General features: G+C 29.6%; 19 protein-coding genes. 8 read left to right on the top strand and 11 right to left on the bottom strand.

Going from position 1 to position 18,728, the window contains the following annotated elements:
• Window positions 1-18: 18 nt before the first annotated feature.
• The 5 genes from lpdA to Lupro_RS03795 all read left to right on the top strand — a co-directional run bounded on the left by lpdA (window position 19) and on the right by Lupro_RS03795 (window position 3,554).
• Entirely contained in the window at window positions 19-1,407 is a 1,389-nt protein-coding gene (lpdA, locus tag Lupro_RS03780) for a dihydrolipoyl dehydrogenase (protein WP_068206415.1), read from the top strand.
• A gap of 302 nt (window positions 1,408-1,709) precedes the next feature.
• Complete coding sequence (locus Lupro_RS03785; protein WP_068206417.1) at window positions 1,710-2,129, top strand: hypothetical protein; 420 nt, start codon at window positions 1,710-1,712, stop codon at window positions 2,127-2,129.
• A gap of 15 nt (window positions 2,130-2,144) precedes the next feature.
• Window positions 2,145-2,561 carry a hypothetical protein gene (locus tag Lupro_RS03790; protein ID WP_068206418.1) on the top strand — a complete coding sequence of 139 codons (417 nt, stop codon included), beginning with the start codon at window positions 2,145-2,147 and terminating at the stop codon, window positions 2,559-2,561.
• A 226-nt stretch (window positions 2,562-2,787) separates the two neighbouring features.
• Complete coding sequence (locus Lupro_RS13905; protein ID WP_335339130.1) at window positions 2,788-3,027, top strand: endonuclease/exonuclease/phosphatase family protein; 240 nt, start codon at window positions 2,788-2,790, stop codon at window positions 3,025-3,027.
• Window positions 3,028-3,035: 8 nt separating this feature from the next.
• Window positions 3,036-3,554: an exodeoxyribonuclease III gene (locus Lupro_RS03795; protein WP_335339131.1), complete on the top strand. Its 519-nt coding sequence runs from the start codon at window positions 3,036-3,038 to the stop codon at window positions 3,552-3,554.
• A 181-nt stretch (window positions 3,555-3,735) separates the two neighbouring features.
• Here Lupro_RS03795 and bshC read toward each other — a convergent pair whose 3' ends face one another.
• Window positions 3,736-5,328 carry a bacillithiol biosynthesis cysteine-adding enzyme BshC gene (gene bshC / locus Lupro_RS03800; RefSeq protein WP_068206420.1) on the bottom strand — a complete coding sequence of 531 codons (1,593 nt, stop codon included), beginning with the start codon at window positions 5,326-5,328 and terminating at the stop codon, window positions 3,736-3,738.
• The gene (locus Lupro_RS03805; protein ID WP_068206422.1) at window positions 5,328-5,984 is read right to left on the bottom strand and encodes a methyltransferase domain-containing protein; all 657 of its coding nucleotides are present in this window, start codon (window positions 5,982-5,984) and stop codon (window positions 5,328-5,330) included. Before Lupro_RS03805 ends, bshC begins: the two co-directional genes overlap by 1 nt.
• A gap of 131 nt (window positions 5,985-6,115) precedes the next feature.
• On the opposite strand from Lupro_RS03805, the gene Lupro_RS03810 reads away from it, so the two are divergent.
• A complete protein-coding gene (locus Lupro_RS03810) occupies window positions 6,116-8,587 on the top strand; it encodes a M14 family metallopeptidase (protein WP_068206423.1) in 2,472 nt (823 codons plus the stop codon).
• A gap of 176 nt (window positions 8,588-8,763) precedes the next feature.
• Here the strand turns inward: Lupro_RS03810 and rimO are convergent, their stop codons facing one another.
• The 7 genes from rimO to Lupro_RS03840 all read right to left on the bottom strand — a co-directional run bounded on the left by rimO (window position 8,764) and on the right by Lupro_RS03840 (window position 14,881).
• On the bottom strand, window positions 8,764-10,074 hold the full coding sequence (gene rimO, locus Lupro_RS03815; protein WP_068206425.1) for a 30S ribosomal protein S12 methylthiotransferase RimO: 1,311 nt from the start codon (window positions 10,072-10,074) through the stop codon (window positions 8,764-8,766).
• 70 nt (window positions 10,075-10,144) lie between these two features.
• A complete protein-coding gene (locus Lupro_RS03820; protein ID WP_068211416.1) occupies window positions 10,145-11,791 on the bottom strand; it encodes an amidase family protein in 1,647 nt (548 codons plus the stop codon).
• Between the two features lie 92 nt (window positions 11,792-11,883).
• The gene (gene ftsY, locus Lupro_RS03825; protein ID WP_068206427.1) at window positions 11,884-12,837 is read right to left on the bottom strand and encodes a signal recognition particle-docking protein FtsY; all 954 of its coding nucleotides are present in this window, start codon (window positions 12,835-12,837) and stop codon (window positions 11,884-11,886) included.
• 86 nt (window positions 12,838-12,923) lie between these two features.
• Window positions 12,924-13,076 carry a DUF4295 domain-containing protein gene (locus tag Lupro_RS13110; protein ID WP_082703849.1) on the bottom strand — a complete coding sequence of 51 codons (153 nt, stop codon included), beginning with the start codon at window positions 13,074-13,076 and terminating at the stop codon, window positions 12,924-12,926.
• A 42-nt stretch (window positions 13,077-13,118) separates the two neighbouring features.
• Entirely contained in the window at window positions 13,119-13,304 is a 186-nt protein-coding gene (gene rpmG, locus Lupro_RS03830; protein ID WP_068206429.1) for a 50S ribosomal protein L33, read from the bottom strand.
• A 12-nt stretch (window positions 13,305-13,316) separates the two neighbouring features.
• Entirely contained in the window at window positions 13,317-13,556 is a 240-nt protein-coding gene (rpmB, locus tag Lupro_RS03835) for a 50S ribosomal protein L28 (RefSeq protein ID WP_068206431.1), read from the bottom strand.
• An 80-nt stretch (window positions 13,557-13,636) separates the two neighbouring features.
• Window positions 13,637-14,881, bottom strand: a complete 1,245-nt coding sequence (locus Lupro_RS03840; RefSeq protein ID WP_068206433.1) for a competence/damage-inducible protein A — start codon at window positions 14,879-14,881, stop codon at window positions 13,637-13,639.
• Window positions 14,882-14,989: 108 nt separating this feature from the next.
• On the opposite strand from Lupro_RS03840, the gene Lupro_RS03845 reads away from it, so the two are divergent.
• On the top strand, window positions 14,990-15,403 hold the full coding sequence (locus Lupro_RS03845) for a hypothetical protein (protein ID WP_144439106.1): 414 nt from the start codon (window positions 14,990-14,992) through the stop codon (window positions 15,401-15,403).
• A 3-nt stretch (window positions 15,404-15,406) separates the two neighbouring features.
• On the opposite strand, the gene Lupro_RS03850 is transcribed toward Lupro_RS03845, so the two are convergent.
• Complete coding sequence (locus Lupro_RS03850; RefSeq protein WP_068206437.1) at window positions 15,407-16,018, bottom strand: fumarylacetoacetate hydrolase family protein; 612 nt, start codon at window positions 16,016-16,018, stop codon at window positions 15,407-15,409.
• A 47-nt stretch (window positions 16,019-16,065) separates the two neighbouring features.
• Window positions 16,066-16,905, bottom strand: coding sequence for a 1,4-dihydroxy-2-naphthoyl-CoA synthase (locus tag Lupro_RS03855; RefSeq protein ID WP_068206439.1), 840 nt, complete (start codon window positions 16,903-16,905; stop codon window positions 16,066-16,068).
• 165 nt (window positions 16,906-17,070) lie between these two features.
• Between Lupro_RS03855 and Lupro_RS03860 the strand changes: the two genes are divergently transcribed.
• Window positions 17,071-18,627: an NAD(P)/FAD-dependent oxidoreductase gene (locus tag Lupro_RS03860; RefSeq protein WP_068206441.1), complete on the top strand. Its 1,557-nt coding sequence runs from the start codon at window positions 17,071-17,073 to the stop codon at window positions 18,625-18,627.
• The last annotated feature ends 101 nt before the right edge of the window (window positions 18,628-18,728 follow it).

An 18,728-nucleotide genomic window follows, 5' to 3' on the forward strand; every position in this document is an offset into this window, starting at 1 on the left:
ATTAAAACCAAAAAAATCATGAAATACGACATTATAATTATTGGTAGTGGTCCTGGAGGATATGTTACTGCAATTAGAGCTTCACAACTTGGATTTAAAGTTGCTGTAGTTGAAAAAGAAAATTTAGGTGGAATTTGTTTAAATTGGGGATGTATTCCTACTAAAGCGCTATTAAAAAGTGCTCAAGTATATGATTATTTAAAGCATGTAGATGCTTATGGATTAAAAGCTGAAGCTATTGATAAAGATTTTAATGCCGTTATAAAAAGAAGTAGAAATGTGGCCGACGGAATGAGTAAAGGCGTTCAATTTTTAATGAAAAAGAATAAAATTGATGTTATCAACGGTTTTGGAAAAATTAAAACTGGCAAAAAAGTTGATGTAACCAATACTGATGGAAATGTTACTGAATATAGTGCAGACCATATAATAATTGCAACAGGAGCGCGTTCTCGTGAGTTGCCAAATTTACCACAAGATGGTAAAAAAGTTATAGGCTATAGAGAAGCTTTAACTTTACCTAAACAACCTAAAAAGATGATTGTTGTTGGTTCAGGCGCTATTGGCGTTGAATTTGCACATTTTTACAATGCTATGGGTACTGAGGTTACTATTGTTGAATTTTTGCCAAATTTGGTACCACTAGAAGATATTGATGTTTCAAAACAATTTGAGCGTTCCTTTAAAAAATCAAAAATTAAAGTAATGACCAATGCTTCTGTTGAATCTATAGATATTTCAGGAAATGGTGTAAAAGCTGTTGTTAAAACTAAAAAAGGTGAGGTAATTTTGGAAGCCGATATCGTACTTTCTGCTGTTGGAATTAAATCAAACTTAGAAAATATTGGATTAGAAGATGTTGGTATTATAACTGATAGAGATAAAATTTTGGTGAATGATTTCTACCAAACAAACATTCCAGGTTATTATGCTATTGGTGATGTGGTTCCGGGTCCAGCTTTAGCACATGTTGCTTCTGCTGAAGGTATTACGTGTGTTGAAAAAATTGCCGGTTTACCTACAGAAACTATTGATTATGGAAATATTCCAGGATGTACCTATGCAACTCCTGAAATTGCAAGTGTTGGTTTAACTGAAGCACAAGCAAAAGAGCAAGGTTACGAACTTAAAGTAGGAAAATTCCCTTTTTCAGCTTCAGGAAAAGCAAAAGCTGCAGGAACTCCAGATGGGTTTGTAAAAGTAATTTTTGATGCAAAATACGGAGAATGGCTTGGATGCCATATGATTGGTGCTGGTGTAACAGATATGATTGCAGAAGCTGTTTTAGGTAGAAAATTAGAAACTACTGGGCACGAAGTGTTAAAGACAATTCATCCTCACCCTACTATGAGTGAAGCAGTTATGGAAGCTGTTGCAGATGCTTATGATGAAGTAATTCACTTATAAAATAAGATACATAAATATTTAAAAGTCCAAACTTAATTGTTTGGGCTTTTTTATTTTAATGGTTTTACAAAATTTGTTATTCTGAACTTAATTCAGAATCTCACCAGTCAAATTAGTGCTTATTATAAGAACCTCTATTTCCACTACACTCAATAACCACTTACTGAGCCCAATCGAAGTACAGTGTGAAATCAATTGTATTTTTAAACAACATCTTTTTTAATTATCAAAGTCCTAATTCTTTAGTTCCTAAACTTATAATTTTATACTATATTTGAAACTTATTAAGTAGCATTATCTATATGAGAAAATTACACCTAATTTTAGTTTTAATAATTGCAATTACATTTTCTTGCAAAGAAGATAAACCTAAAACTCAACCTTCAAAAAATAAAATAACTGCTACAGTAAAACATTATATTTGTATGAATAAGTGTGCAAATAGTGGTGGATCAACTGCTGGTATTTGTGCAACTTGTAATACCCCATATACACATAATCCTGCTTTTCATAATGATGAGTTTTTAAAAAATGGGCCATTAAATGTTCCTAAAGTTGGTTTAGGAGCAAATCCTAAAAGTAACACACCTGCACCTGCTCAAAATGCTTTAGGTGTTTATCACTACACCTGTCCTAACGGCTGCTCTGGCGGATCAGGTTCTGCAAGTAAATGCACTTCTTGCGGAGCAGATTTAGCTCATAATCAAACTTATCATAATTAAATATTTAAAAACACAATGGCTTTTTCATTTTCAAATATCTTAAAATCTAAGAAAAAGGTAGTACCTACTGAAATTCAAAAAATTAAATTTGATGGTGCTACAAAATATGCTGAAAATAAAACGGATGATATGTACTTAGATTTTGAAGAATTAGGAGGCTTTCCTTTTATCAAAACAGTTATTATTGGGTTATTTTCAACAAAAATCAAAAGAGTTGGGTGTACACTTACATTTATTTTTGAAAATGATACATTAACACTAAATTCAGATAATACTGATGTTGAATCAAATCAAATAAAAAATACACCCTTCTATTTTACAGAGATTGATTTTGAACTGAATGATGATGAAGCTGATAAAATTAGGACTCAAAAAGTAATTGAAATTCAATATAATTTTAAAAATAAAATTATTTCATTTAATCTTCTCTAAGCCATTCCCAGGCACTGTCCATATCTTCAATATCAAAATACTTTTCTTTAAACTTGGTGAAGAAATCATCAATAGCAATTAGTACCTCCCAATTTTTTTTAACACTTTTTTTAAAGTGAAAGATGTTATTTAGATTCGATTCTGTTTTTTATAGAAATAGTTTTATTAAAAAAAATGATTAATATTCTTTCTTTTATTTAATTTAGTTCAATTATATATTTACCTTATGAATATAATTACTTGGAATGTAAACGGTATTAGAGCTATTGTTAAAAAAGATTTTTTTGATACCATAAAAAAATTAAACCCAGATATACTTTGCTTACAAGAAACCAAAGCTCAAAATAGTGAAGTTGAAAAAGCTCTTACTCCTTTGGCAAGTACTTATCACATTTATTATAATGCAGCTGAAAAAAAAGGGTATTCAGGAACTGCAATACTTTGCAAAAAAAACCTCTCAAAATAGTAAATAATATGGGGATTGATGAACATGATACTGAAGGAAGAATACAATGTATTGAGTATACAAATTATTATGTAGTTAATGTTTACGTTCCAAATTCTGGACAGCAATTAAAACGATTAACATATAGAAAAAAATGGGATGCTGATTTTTTAACTTACTTGAAAAACTTAAAAAAAGTAAAACCCGTTATTGTTTGTGGTGACTTTAATGTTGCTCACCGCTCAATTGATTTAAAAAACGACAAGTCTAACTATAATAAAACTGCTGGTTATACCCAAGTTGAAATTGACGGATTTGAAACCCTAATTAATAATGGATTTATTGACTCTTTTAGATATCTACATCCTAATGAAATTTCCTATACCTACTGGAGTTATCGCTTTAATGCTAGAGCTAGAAATACTGGATGGCGTATTGATTATGTTTTAGTTACTGAAAATATTATCGATAAAATTAACTCTGTACAAATACTTTCAGCACTTATGGGGTCTGATCACTGCCCTGTTCTTGTTAAAATTAATTTATAGCCTGCAAAATTAATAATATAATCTTATAATCAATTGTTACCTTCTTTAAATTTATTCAGTAAAGCCTCCGTATTTTTTATTTTAATATGATTTCTATCTATTTTAATAATATTTTCATCTTTTAATTTTTGAAGATGCCTGTTTAAAACATTCCGAGCGCTTCATAATTTACTAAATAAACTCAATATTCAATAATACTAAATTCAAGTTGTAAAGGTTGCATTATATCAATTAGCATTGGTATAAATTGATCGCCTAATTTTAAGTACATCTCTGAAAAATTACGTGTTCTCTCTTCTAAACTTTGATTTGGAAATAAATTATCTTGTAATATTTTAATTCTTTCAACAATATCTGAAAGTTTACGCTTTTGAGCTCTTAAAAGTCGTTTTTCTAAATAACTAAGTCCATTTAGCTGCTTTTTTTCTTGTGCGTTTACAGCTCCTAAAAAAGAAATATCGGTTTGTTTTGCTAATTCTTTTAGCTCATTAAATTGTTGTTGTAAAAATTCTTTCTGATGAGTAAAATCTATATTAATGTCTGAAATTTCTTTTATTTTTTTGGAAATAAGTTCTTCTTGTTTTAAAAATAATTCTGGTAAAGTTATATGCAACTTACCTATCTTAGTTAATTGTTTATCAGTTATTAACAGAACAGAGTTTCTTAACAATAAAATTGGAAAAACAACATTTACAGTATCAAAATATTTTTTTAGCTGAAACCAATAAGCCAATTCTCCACCACCACCTATATAACAAAGGTTTGGCAAAATAGTTTCTTGGTACAATGGTCGCATAATTACATTTGGGCTAAATCTATCTGGATATTTTGAGACTTCATTTAAAATTTCACTTTTAGAGAAAACAATATTCGTATTATTTATTAAGTAATTATTGTTTTTAAAAACAATGCGCTCTCGTAAGTTTTTATTGAGGTAAAATAAGTTAATTTCTCTTGGATTAACCTGTATATTATAGTTTTCTTCTAACTTGGTATTGGTAGCTGTAACTTCTTTAAATGACGTTTTATGTAACAATTCATCTTTAATTGTTGGAATAAATTGTTTTTTCAACTCAATATCATCACCATCAATAATTACCAAACCATACATGCCAAAAAGTTCATTTACTAAAAACCTAGTTGCCTTTGATAAATTACGATGTTTTAAGTAAGTATTCTTAAATAATTCTTTTAAATAAGTAGCGTTTTCAGAATCTCCTAACAACTTAGAAAACTCTTCATAAACAGTATCAAATCCTGTTGTTTCCAACCTCCCAACAGCGCCATTACTTTCTATATTCCAAGAAATTTTCTTTCCTTTAAAATTAAAATAATTAATTTCCTCAAAATCGTGATCCTCTGTAGCCATCCAATATACAGGTACAAAATTGTATGATGGGAATTCTTTTTTTAAAACTTTTGTTAAATTAATTGTAGTTATAATTTTATACAAGAAATATAAAGGACCTGTAAAAATATTTAATTGATGCCCTGTTGTTATGGTAAATGTATTTGAATTTTTTAAAATATTTATATTTTGAGCTGTTAAATCACTTATCTCAATACCTTTATTTTGTTTTAAAAGTGAGTTTACTAAAACCTTTCTTTTTTCATTTTCAAAAGAGTCTTGTTTTAATTTAATTTGACTGCTAAACCCTTTTAAATCTGGATATTCTTGGTAAAAGCTTTTTAAGCTTGACTTTTTTTCTATATAATCACAAATCAAATTTGAAAAATAATCCGTTTTTCGAAAAGGAATATAATGTACTTTCATTAATCTTTATTTTTTCTTTGAAACAATGTGTACACATATTCACGTAAACCTCCTGATGGTTGTGTATAAGTGTAATTAAAAGATTTTAATAACTCAAAGTCTTCTCCTAATCGTTCATGAAGCATTTTTTCATTGTAGTTAAAAACATCTAAACCACTACATTTTTTGGCACCTTCTAAATTAAATTCAGCCAAAATTACGTACCCATTTGGTTTTATTATTTTTTTTAATAAATTAAAATATGAATTTTGTTGTTGTTGAGTTGTAAAAAAATGTAGCACTGCCCTATCATGCCATAAATCAATATTTTTTAATTTTAATAACTCTGAGGGATTTGTTAAATCATCAACAATATATTGAACATGAGAAGTTTTATGATTTACTAAATTATTTTTTAATTCAACCAATGCTGAAGATGAAATATCATTAACCACAAGATTCGAATACCCTTCTTTTAATAACTGTGCAATCAATATACTAGCTCCCGCTCCTGCATTAAAAATTTGTGCGTTTTTTGGTAAATTACACAATGTTATTAACTCTAATGACGGTGTTGATTCTTTCTCGTACCATCCTAATTTATCTACAGGTGTTTTTTGATAAGCATTATTCCAATGATTTTCAAAATTATAATTCGACTCTAAACTGTTCTCCATTTATAAAATTAACTTTTGCTAAAAGTAAACAATTTATGCTTTCTGTTTAAATTGCACAAAACATCTAACATATATTTAACTATAATTTATAAATATTATTTCTTTACATTTGAAACCTAATTTATTTTAATATGAAGAAAAGTATTTTTACAATTATTACCGTATGTATTTTGGGAGTCACTTCTGTTTATTCACAAAATATAAAATCACCTTCTGAATTTTTAGGCTATGAACTTGGTTCTCATTTCACAAGACATTCAAAGGTTGTAGCTTATTTTAAGTATGTTAGTAACACTTCAAAAAATGTTAAACTAAAAAAATACGGTGAAACAAATGAAAATAGACCTTTGTATGTATCTTATATTTCTTCAGAAGAGAATATCCAAAATTTAGAAGAAATTAGAAAAGATAATTTAAAAAGAGCTGGTATTTTAGAAGGTAATTCTAATTCAAACATAGGTATTGTTTGGCTTAGTTATAATGTTCATGGCAATGAAGCCTCAAGTACAGAAGCTGCTATGCTTACATTATACACTTTAATTACAAAAAAACAAGATTGGCTAAAAAATACCATCGTAATAATTGACCCTTGTATAAATCCTGATGGAAGAGAAAGATATGTTAGTTGGTATAACCAAACCAAAAGCACACCATACAATACAAATCCTGATGCCTCAGAACATCATGAGCCTTGGCCAGGAGGAAGACCTAATCACTACTTATTTGATTTAAACAGAGATTGGGCCTGGGCAACACAAATTGAAACTCAACAACGTTTAAAAATTTACAACAAATGGATGCCACAAATTCATGTAGATTTCCATGAACAAGGAATAAATAATCCCTATTATTTTGCTCCAGCTTCTGAGCCCTTTCACGAAATTATAACGGATTGGCAACGTGATTTTCAAATAAAAATTGGTGAAAATCATGCGAAATATTTTGATGAAAATGGTTGGAGATATTTTACAAAAGAAAGGTTTGATTTATTTTACCCAAGTTATGGAGATACCTACCCTACGTATATGGGAGCAATAGGAATGACTTACGAACAAGCTGGAAATGGAAGATCTGGATTAGGAATTACCATTGAAAACAAAGAAATACTTACTTTAAAAGATAGAATATCACATCATACCACAACAGGGCTTTCAACTGTTGAAGTTGCTGCTTCCAATTCTTCAAAAATGATTGCTGAGTTTCAAAAGTTCTTCAATAATTCTAACTTAAAAACCAAAAGTTATATTTTAAGAGGTGATAAAGAAAAAATTAATAATGTAATTAAGCTCTTGAACAAACATGAAATAGTAAGTTGTTTTTCAGTAGAAAAATCTATTAAAGCCTACGATTATTACTCAAAAAACACTAAAACTATTAAACTGACTAAAAATGATTTAATTGTTTCTACAAATCAACCAAAAGGAAAAATGGTACAAGTTTTATTTGAGCTAGAAGCAAAACTTTCTACACCTATTACCTACGATATTACAGCTTGGAGTATTCCTTTTGCCTATGGTTTACATGGTTTTTCTTCAGAAGCTTCACTTATAAAAAATACAAAATCTTCAAATTTAAACAGTGTTACGCCTATTCAAATAAACAAAAATACTTATGCCTATATTCACAAATGGAATGAAATTTCTGATGCTGAATTTCTTGGTGATTTATTAGAAAAAAAGTTTAATGTACGCTTAAGCAATAGCGATTTTTCAATTCATGGAAAAAATTATAAAAAAGGAACTATTGTTATTATGAAAGGTGAAAATAAGCATATTGCAAATTTTGATGAAAACATTACAAAAATTGCAAACCAACTCAAAACACCTTTAACTTCAACCTCAACAGGATTTGTAACTTCTGGTTATGATTTTGGATCTTCTTATTTTTCACTAATAAAACCTAAAAAGGTTGCAGTACTTGCAGGAAATGGGACATCATCTTTAAGTTTTGGTGAAATATGGCATTTCTTTGAAACACAATTAAACTATCCTTTAAATAGAATCAACACCAGCTATTTTAAACAAATTGATTTAGCGAAATACCAAGTTTTAATTTTGCCAAATGGTTATCGTTCAACTAAAGAAGCCATGAAAAAAATTAAAACATTTGCTTCTTCGGGAGGTACAGTTATTGCGATAGGTAGTTCTTTAAATAATTTTGCTGACAATGATGAATTTTTATTGAAGAAAAATAATTCTGAAGATAAGGATAGTATTAATCCTAGTGATAATTTAACTCCTTATGGTGAACGTCAACGTACAGATATTAAAAAAAGAATTACTGGAAGTGTTTTTAAAAGTAATATTGACAATACACATCCTTTAGCGTATGGGTACACTACTAATTATTACAGTTTAAAATTAAGTTCAAATGCATTTAAATTATTAAAAGAAGGTGAAAATGTTGGTTATTTTCCTAAAAATTCAAAAAGTGTTTCGGGTTATGCTGGTGAAAAAGCTTTGATAAAAATTCCTAACTCTTTACTTTTTGGCGTTGAACATAAGGGCAAAGGAAAAATAATTTACATGGTAGATAATCCTTTATTTAGATCATTTTGGGAAAATGGTAAGCTATTTTTTGCGAATGCCATATTCTTAAATTAAAAATATCATTTTTAAATATAAAAAGAGGTTGTCTAAAAAGTGTCATTCTGAATGTAAATGAAGAATCTCCTTGAAATTAAACACTTATATATCAAGATGTTGAGATTTTTCACTTTGTTCAAAATGACAAGTATAATTACTTTTTAGACAGCCTCTTTTTTTATGTTATCTGCTTCTTATGCAGGTTCTCCATATAAATCAAATTCAGTAGCAGAAGTAATTTTTATAGCTGCAAATTTTCCAACTTGAACGTAATGTTTTGTTGCATCAATCAATACTTCGTTATCCACATCAGGAGAATCAAATTCTGTCCTACCAACAAACTGATTCCCATCTTTTCTATCAATTAAAACTTTAAATATTTTATCAACTTTTTCTTGATTTAATTCAAAAGAAATCTGACTTTGGATGTCCATTATTTCATTAACACGTTGCTGTTTAACCTCTTCAGGAACATTATCTTCTAAATCAGCTGCCGTAGTATTTTCTTCATGAGAATAGGCAAAAGCACCTAAACGTTCAAAGCGCATTTCTTGTATCCAATCTTTTAATTCTTGAAAATTTTCTTCTGTTTCTCCTGGATAACCAACAATAAGTGTTGTTCTAATTGCCATATTTGGCACAGATTTTCTAAATTCAGCAATTAAATTAGTAGTTTTCTCATGAGAAGTTCCTCTTCTCATTGATTTTAAAATATCATCATTTATATGTTGTAAAGGAATATCTAAATAATTACAAACTTTAGGTTCATTATGAATCACCTCCAAAACATCTAACGGAAACCCTGTTGGAAACGCATAATGTAAACGTATCCATTCAATTCCATCAATTTTAGCTAGTTCTTTTAATAAATCGGCTAAGGCTCTTTTTTTGTAGATATCTAATCCGTAATACGTTAAATCTTGAGCAATTAAAATCAGTTCTTTAATTCCTTTTTTAGCCAATTTAGTGGCTTCAATCACTAAATTTTCAATTGGAGTTGAAACGTGCTTACCACGCATTAAAGGAATTGCACAAAATGAACAAGGACGATCACAACCTTCAGCAATTTTTAAATACGCATAGTGTGTAGGTGTTGTTGTTAAACGTTCACCTATTAATTCATGCTTGTAATCTGCCTCTAAAACCTTTAATAAATTTGGTAAATCGTGAGTTCCAAAATACTCATCAACATTTGGTATTTCTTTTTGTAAATCTGGTTTATATCGTTCGCTTAAACAACCTGAAACATACACTCTATCTACTTCTCCTAATTCCTTTTTGTTTACATAATGTAAAATAGTATTTATGGATTCTTCCTTCGCATCACCAATAAAACCACAGGTATTTATAACAACAATATTACCTTCATCATTTTCATCTTCATGAACCACATTTTTATTGTTTGCCTTTAGCTGTCCCATAAGTACTTCACTATCGTACACATTTTTAGAACATCCTAAAGTAACAACATTTATTTTATTTTCTTTTTTTGATTTGGTACGCATCTTATCTATTTAAGGAGCGCAAAAATACTACTTTTTAGTTGTAAACCAATAGTTTACTATAACTACTTTATTAATAGTCTTTTGGTTGTTTACGAATCTTAGATATTTGCTCAAAAGCATAACCCATTTGTAATAATTTTTGTTCTTGAAATGGCTTTGCTATAAAGGTTAAACTAATTGGTTCACCAGAATTTTGATACCCCATTGGCACAGTTAAACAAGGATATTTTGCAACCGCAGCAAAACCTGCATGATAATTATTTATTGATAAAACAGCATCTAAATTAAGTGAATCCATTGGTTTTTTAAAAAATGTTACACCATTTTCATGTAAATTCTGCTTTATTGTTTTAAATGAGGTAATTGAAGTTGTGTCGCTTACAATTCCATCAAATAATTGTTGTCCGTAAGGTGCTCTTTTTAATGAATCTTGCAGATTTAAATCAATAACATCTTGAACAGAAGTAACTGAAATACTTTTATCTGCATCGTTTTTAAGATAGTGAGGTAAATCGTTTTTCATATCTACATTCAACAAAGTTCTAAAACCTTCTAAGCCTATTTTTGGAGGATCAAATTCTATAATTTCAGCACCCGCTTCTCTTATTTTATGTACTGCAATTGAATAGATTGAATCTGATAATAGTTGTTTAACTATGCCAAATCTTTTACCTTTAAGCGTTGATTTTGATAAATTTTTTAAATAATCAATATTCATATTGTTACCCTTTGTTGCTAGATCTCTAGAATCTTCACCTGTCATAGCTGCCAAAAAAATAGCATTGTCAATTACATTTTTTGTCATTGGCCCAGGAGTATCAAGTGTACTAGAAATTGGAATAATTCCAGTTCTACTTAACAAACCAACGGTTGGCTTTAAACCTACTACAGAATTTTTACTTGAAGGTGATAAAATAGAACCTGATGTTTCAGTACCAACAGCTGCTACTGCATAGTTAGCAGCAACACTTACACCACTTCCTGCACTTGAGCCACCTGTTTCAAAAATTTTTCTTCCATAAGGGTTTAAGGTTTGTCCGCCAATTGCACTATAACCAACCGGACAACCACTACAAAAATAGTATGCCCATTCACTTAAATTGGCTTTACCTAGAATTAGTGCTCCACTTTCTTTTAATTTTTGAACAATAAAAGCATCATCTGTATTTTTATTCTCTTTCAAAGCAAAGGCTCCGGCAGTAGTTGGCATACCTTTGGTATTTATGTTATCTTTTAACAGTATTGGTAAACCATATAATGAATAAGAGGTATCATAAGGTCTATTTTTATCTTTTTCACGTGCTTCTTGAATTACGCTTGGGTTTAATGAAATTATGCTATGCAACGCCAATTGGTTGTTACTTTCAAATTTTCTAATTCTATACAAATAGAATAACACTATTTCTTCATAAGATAAAATTCCTTTTACTACTGATTCTTGAATGGAGGGAATATCTTGTTCAATAATATAAGGCATTAAATTGTTGTAGTCCTCTTCAGAAAAATAAGCTAATTCATTTTCAAAAGGTTTAAAAACTTCATTCATATCTAGATAGTTAGATTGAATGAGTTTTAATTGCATTCTCTTAATTTCATGATTTTGCTGTTCAGCTATTTCTGAAGTTTCATCATATGTAGTAAAAACAACGGGTAATTCTTTCTTTTTACAAGAAATTACAATTAACATAATTCCCAAAATAACTACTATTTTTTTCATCCTTAAAATTTTAAACTTAAAAATTAAAGGTAAACAAAAAAACCTCTTGATGTTATTAATATCAAGAGGTTTCATATTCATTTTAATAATTTCTATTTAAAAAAACTGTCTACAAATTCAATTTTATTAAACACTTGTAAATCATCTATACCTTCACCAACACCAATGTATTTAACTGGAATTTGGAATTGATCTGAAATGCCAATTACCACACCACCTTTTGCGGTGCCATCTAATTTGGTAACTGCTAGTGAAGTAACCTCAGTTGCTAAGGTAAATTGTTTTGCTTGTTCAAAAGCATTTTGACCGGTTGATCCATCCAGCACTAACAAAACTTCATGCGGAGCATCAACTACAACTTTTTGCATAACACGTTTTATTTTAGTCAACTCGTTCATTAAGTTCACTTTATTATGAAGCCTTCCCGCAGTATCAATAATAACAACATCTGCATCTTGTGCTACAGCAGATTTTAACGTATCAAATGCCACAGAAGCAGGATCACTACCCATCTCTTGTCTAACCATTGGAATCTCAACTCTATCTGCCCAAATTTGTAATTGGTCAATGGCAGCAGCTCTAAAAGTATCAGCTGCTCCAAGAATAACTTTTTTACCATTTTTCTTAAATTGTGCAGCCAATTTACCAATAGTTGTTGTTTTACCCACTCCATTAACTCCAACTACCATTATTACATATGGTTTTTTATCTGAAGGAATTGAAAACTCGGTTTCATTTCCTGTATTTGTTTGAGCTAATAAACCCGCAATTTCTTCGCGAAGAATTACATTCAACTCTTCTGTTCCTAAATATTTATCTTTCGCTACTCTAGCTTCTATTCTTTCAATTATTTTAAGAGTAGTGCTAACACCAACATCCGATGATACCAAGATTTCTTCTAAATTATCGAGCACATCACCATCAACAGTTGTTTTTCCGGCAACTGCTTTAGATAATTTTGAGAAAAAAGATGTTTTACTTTTTTCTAACCCTTTATCTAATGTCTCTTTTTTTTCTTTCGAAAATATTCTTTTAAATAAACTCATTTTTTTTAATTGATATGGTAAATATATAAAAGAAAAGCTACCCTCAATAATGAAAGTAGCTAGTATATAAATATATGAACAAATTTTTATTTTTTGCTCAAAAAGTCTTTTACGTTCTTTGGATCCATAATAGCTTCAACAAAAGTATAAGCTCCTGTTTTTGGAGATTTTACCATTTTTATTGCTTTTGATAATCTTTTTGAACCTGTTTGTAACGATGCTACTGATTTCTTTGCCATGTTCCTATTGTGTTATTTGACGTTTCTTTTAGAAACCTCTAATTATTTAATTTCTTTATGAACTGTCATTTTCTTCAAGATAGGATTGAATTTTTTAATTTCCATTCTATCAGGAGTGTTCTTTTTATTCTTCGTAGTAATATATCTAGAAGTTCCTGGTTTACCAGAAGCTTTATGCTCTGTACATTCTAAAATTACTTGAATTCTATTTCCTTTAGACTTTGCCATTTTCTAGTATAATTATTTTTTTAAAAATCCTTTTTCTCTTGCTTCTTTAACTACAGCGGAGATTCCTTTTTTATTAATATTCTTTAAAGCTGATGTAGAAACTTTTAAAGTAACCCATTTATCTTCTTCAGGAATATAAAAACGTTTTTTAATTAAATTAACGTTAAATTTTCTTTTAGTTCTATTCAATGCGTGAGAAACATTATTCCCAACCATTGCTTTTTTTCCTGTAAGTTCACAAACTCTTGACATATCTCTAGTACCTTTTTAATGTATTCTCAAAACGAGATGCAAAATTAAATTTTTAAAACTAAATACACAAACTTATTTTACTAGTTTTTCAAAATTTCTTTTCTCAGTAATTCTAAAGCTTTATTTGAAGCTCTTTCTATAACTTTTTCTCGAGGTTTACCAAAGAAGAATTCTTTTGAAAAAAGCATTGTTGGTGTTGCAATTGCAATAAAAACAGTACCAACTGTTTTATCGGTAATATCGGTTGTAGGCCCAGCATTACCGGTAGTTGCTACGGCATAACTTGTTTTGAATTTTTGTTGAATTCCCTTTACCATCGCCTCTGCAACTTGTGAACTTACAACCGAATATTTTGTTATTAATTCTCTATCAACATTTAACTCATTTATTTTAACAGATGCATGATATGCCACAATTGAACCCATAAAATAGGCTGATGAACCTGCAATTGATGTTATTTTTTTCGCAATATTACCTCCTGTACAACTTTCAGCTGTAGATAATGTTTGTTTTTTACTAGTTAATAATTTCCCAATTATAAACTCTAGTGTTTCACCATCTTCAAACCCAACAATAATATCAGGTATTAGTTTTGTTAATTTTTCAACTTCATTGTTAACCGTTTGTTTTAGTAAATCACTATTCTCTCCTTTTGCTGTTAACCGCAATCGAAGTCTGCCATACGCAGGTAAATAGGCTAATTTTACAAATTTTGGTAAATTATCTTCCCATGTTTCAATACGTTCAGCCACCATACTTTCGCCCATACCATAGGTTAATATTGTTGTATGCAATATAAATGGCAATTGAAATGTTTCTTTTAATTTTGGTAAAACACTTCTTTGCATTAACCCCTTCATTTCATTTGGAACTCCTGGCAAAGATATAACAACTTTACCTCTATAATTAAACCACATGCCTGGCGCCGTACCAAACTCATTTGTTAATGGGATGCATTTTGAAGGTATTAAAGCCTGGTTTTTATTGACTTCAGTAAATGGGTAGTTCATTTTTGAAAACATCTCCTTAATATGCGATAAAATTTTTTGATTTAAAATTAGCTCATCATCAAAATATTCAACCAATGTTAGTTTTGTAATATCATCTTTTGTTGGTCCCAAACCACCTGTAACAATAACAATATCAACATTGCTCTCTGCTTCTTTTAAGGCTTTTAAAATATGTTTTTTATCATCTTGAATAGAAGTTATTTGATATACAGAAATACCAATTTTGTTTAATTCTGAGGCTATCCATTTTGAATTAGAATCGAGTATTTGTCCTATTAATATCTCATCTCCAATAGTAATTATTTCTGCATTCATTCTTATAACATAATTTTGCGCTAAATATACAAATTACAACGCAACCTTTTGTAAAAATTGCATCTCATTAATAAAGATTACATTTTAATTTTAATAACCTCTACAGCTATGATTATAAGTACACAGATAAGTGATAACGAACTTCTTGAAAAAATAAAAGATTGCACTTTAGATCCTAATTTATTTACACACGAAACGCAGTTAAGACTTTCTTGGATATTAATTAATAAATATGGCTTGGATGAAGCTATCACAAAAAACTGTGAACTAAAAGAACAATTTTATATAAAAGCATTAAACAGTAATAAATTTAATCTTCCTTTAAGTAAAGCGTATACTGAAATTTTGTATTTTTTTATGAATAAATCTTCTACAAAAGATTTCGACAAGTTATTGAGAGAGTTCCCACGGTTAAAATACAATTTTAAAAATTTAGTAAAAACCCATTACGGATATAACATCTTAAAAGAACATAGAAAAGAAGAAATAAAACCTTTGGGAACAATTTTATTTACATTTTAAAAGCTATTTAATTTTTATTGAAAATAATTTTTGATCTTTTATTTTACCTGTTAGCACATCATTTTCACTAACTTTACCAACACCTGCAGGTGTACCTGTAAATAATACATCTCCTTTTTTAAGCGTAAAAAATTGGGAAACATATGAGATTAGTTCATCTATCTTCCACAACATTGCATTTGTATTTCCATCCTGTACTAATTTTTCATTTTTATGCAATGTAAAAGTTAAATTATTTAAATCTCCTAAACTTTCTTTAGGTAAAAATTTACCTATAACTGCACTTCCATCAAAAGCTTTTGCTTTTTCCCAAGGCAATCCTTTTTCTTTACAATCTGCTTGAATATCACGTGCTGTAAAATCAATCCCCAACCCTATTTCATCATAATATTTATGAGCAAATTTTTCTTCAATATACTTCCCTACTTTATTTATTTTTACCAATATTTCTACTTCATAATGAATATCATTTGAAAACGGAGGTATAAAAAACGGTTGATTTTTAAGTAGAATAGCTGAATCTGGCTTAAGGAATATTACTGGATTTTCAGGTTTTTCATTAGCTAATTCTTCTATATGCTTGGCGTAATTACGTCCAATACAAATAATTTTCATGTTATTTAATTTTAAAATTAATGCTAGTATTTCTCTTAACTAAAAATCTAAGGAATCCATTTTTTTTCAAAATTTGGTTTCCGTTTTTCTAAAAATGCGTTTCTACCTTCTTTAGCTTCATCTGTCATATAAGCTAAACGAGTTGCTTCTCCTGCAAAAACCTGCTGTCCAACCATACCATCATCTGTTAAATTCATTGCAAATTTTAACATTCTAATAGACGTTGGCGATTTAGCTAATATTTCTTGAGCCCATTCATACGCAGTATCTTCTAATTCATTATGAGGAATTACAGCATTTACCATTCCCATTTCTAAAGCTTCTTGTGCTGAATAATTTCTTCCTAAGAAAAAGATTTCACGTGCCTTTTTTTGCCCAACCATTTTTGCTAAATATGCTGATCCATAACCGCCGTCAAAACTAGTTACATCAGCATCGGTTTGCTTAAAAATCGCATGTTCTTTACTTGCCAAAGTTAAATCACAAACCACATGCAAACTATGTCCACCACCAACAGCCCAACCTGGAACAACTGCTATTACAGGTTTTGGCATAAAACGAATTAGCCGTTGAACTTCTAATATATTTAACCTGTGATAACCATCTTCTCCCACATAACCTTGATGTCCACGTGCCTTTTGATCTCCACCACTACAAAACGAATAAACCCCATCTTTTGTTGAAGGGCCTTCAGCAGAAAGTAATACAACTCCAATTGAAGTATCTTCTTGAGCATCATAAAATGCTTCATACAACTCCTTAGTAGTTTTTGGTCTAAATGCATTTCTTACATTTGGTCTATTAAATGCAACACGAGCAACACCATTACACTTTTTATAAGTTATATCTTCATATTCCTTGACTGTTTTCCAATTTATTTTACTCATTTCAATAAAAATTAAAGTGTAAAAATAATGTATTTAAATGGGTAAAAAAAAGGATTATATCAAAACCTATAGTTTATAAATCTATCTAAACTCCAAAAACAGAATCTAACGGCAAATTCAAAAATACAAATAGATTCTTATTCAAAATTTAACTAGTTTTGTCATATGATTCAGGAAATTCAATTACGAATTAATTTAAATGAAGAAAAACAAGCAGACATTTTAACTAAAAAAGCTGCACTTCTATTACATATAGATGAAACTGAAATTTCGGCTATAAAAATACTTCGTAAATCTATTGATGCTCGTAAATCTATCATTATTTTTAACTACAAAGTAGCCGTTTATATCAACGAAAAACCTGAAAAATCTTCTACTTATATTTTTAATTATAATGATGTTTCTTCAGCCAAAGAAGTCCACATTATTGGTTTTGGCCCTGCTGGAATGTTTGCCGCATTGCGTTGTATCGAATTGGGTTACAAACCTATTGTTTTAGAACGAGGCAAAAAAGTAAATGAAAGAAGACGCGATTTACGTGCTATTAATCAGTTTCATGAAGTGAATGAAGATTCTAATTATTGCTTTGGAGAAGGCGGTGCAGGCACCTATTCCGATGGGAAATTATATACCAGAAGTTTAAAACGAGGTGATGTTCGCAGAATTTTTGAAAATCTAGTATTTCACGGTGCTACTGAACAAATTTTGATTGATGCTCATCCACATATTGGGACTAATAAATTACCAAAACTAGTTACAAATATTCGTGAAACCATTTTAAAACATGGTGGTGAAATTCATTTTGAAAGTAAAGTTATTGATTTTAAAATTAAAAATAACAAGCTGAATTCCATTATATTACAGAACAATAAAGAACTTCCGGTACATGTTGTAATATTAGCAACGGGGCATTCAGCACGAGATATTTATTATTTATTGTATAAAAAAGATATTTCACTTAAAGCAAAATCTTTTGCTATGGGAGTTCGTGTTGAGCATCCTCAGCAAATTATTGATTCCATTCAGTACCACTGCAAAGGAGAACGAGATGAATTGTTGCCAGCAGCTTCTTATAATTTAGTTCAGCAAGTAAATGAGCGTGGCGTATATTCATTTTGCATGTGTCCTGGCGGATTTATTGTACCAGCAGCAACAGCTAACGGTGAAATTGTGGTAAATGGAATGTCTCCTTCTAAAAGAAATAATAAATATGCAAATTCAGGAATTGTAGTTGAAATTAATGCTGAAAAAGATTTGTATAAGTACGAAAAATTTGGAGTACTAAAAGGATTAGAATTCCAAAAAGATTTAGAAAAAATGGCTTTTAATGCTGGTGAAAAAACACAAACAGCTCCTGCACAACGCTTAACTGATTTTGTTGAAGGACGTTTATCTAATAGTTTGAATACAACATCCTATCAACCAGGACTTAAATCTGCTCCTCTGCATTCACTATTACCTAAAATTATTGGAGGAAGATTACGAAAAGGTTTTAAAGCATTCGGACAAAAAATGAATGGATTTTATACGCAAGAAGCTAATGTTATAGGCGTAGAATCTAGAACTTCTTCTCCTATTAATATCCCAAGAAAAGACAATTTAGAACATCCTGAAATTGAAGGTCTTTTCCCTTGTGGAGAAGGTGCTGGTTACGCAGGAGGTATTGTTTCTGCTGCGATGGATGGAGAACGTTGTGCTGAGGCAGCCATACAAAAATTATAGAATTAATTTCTTATCTACTCTACAAATAAAATAATGCTGTATTTTTAAATTATTTATAATAATTAATATTGAAGTTCAACAATATAATTTTAATATTTATA

This window comes from Lutibacter profundi, from assembly GCF_001543325.1.
Taxonomy (GTDB): domain Bacteria; phylum Bacteroidota; class Bacteroidia; order Flavobacteriales; family Flavobacteriaceae; genus Lutibacter; species Lutibacter profundi.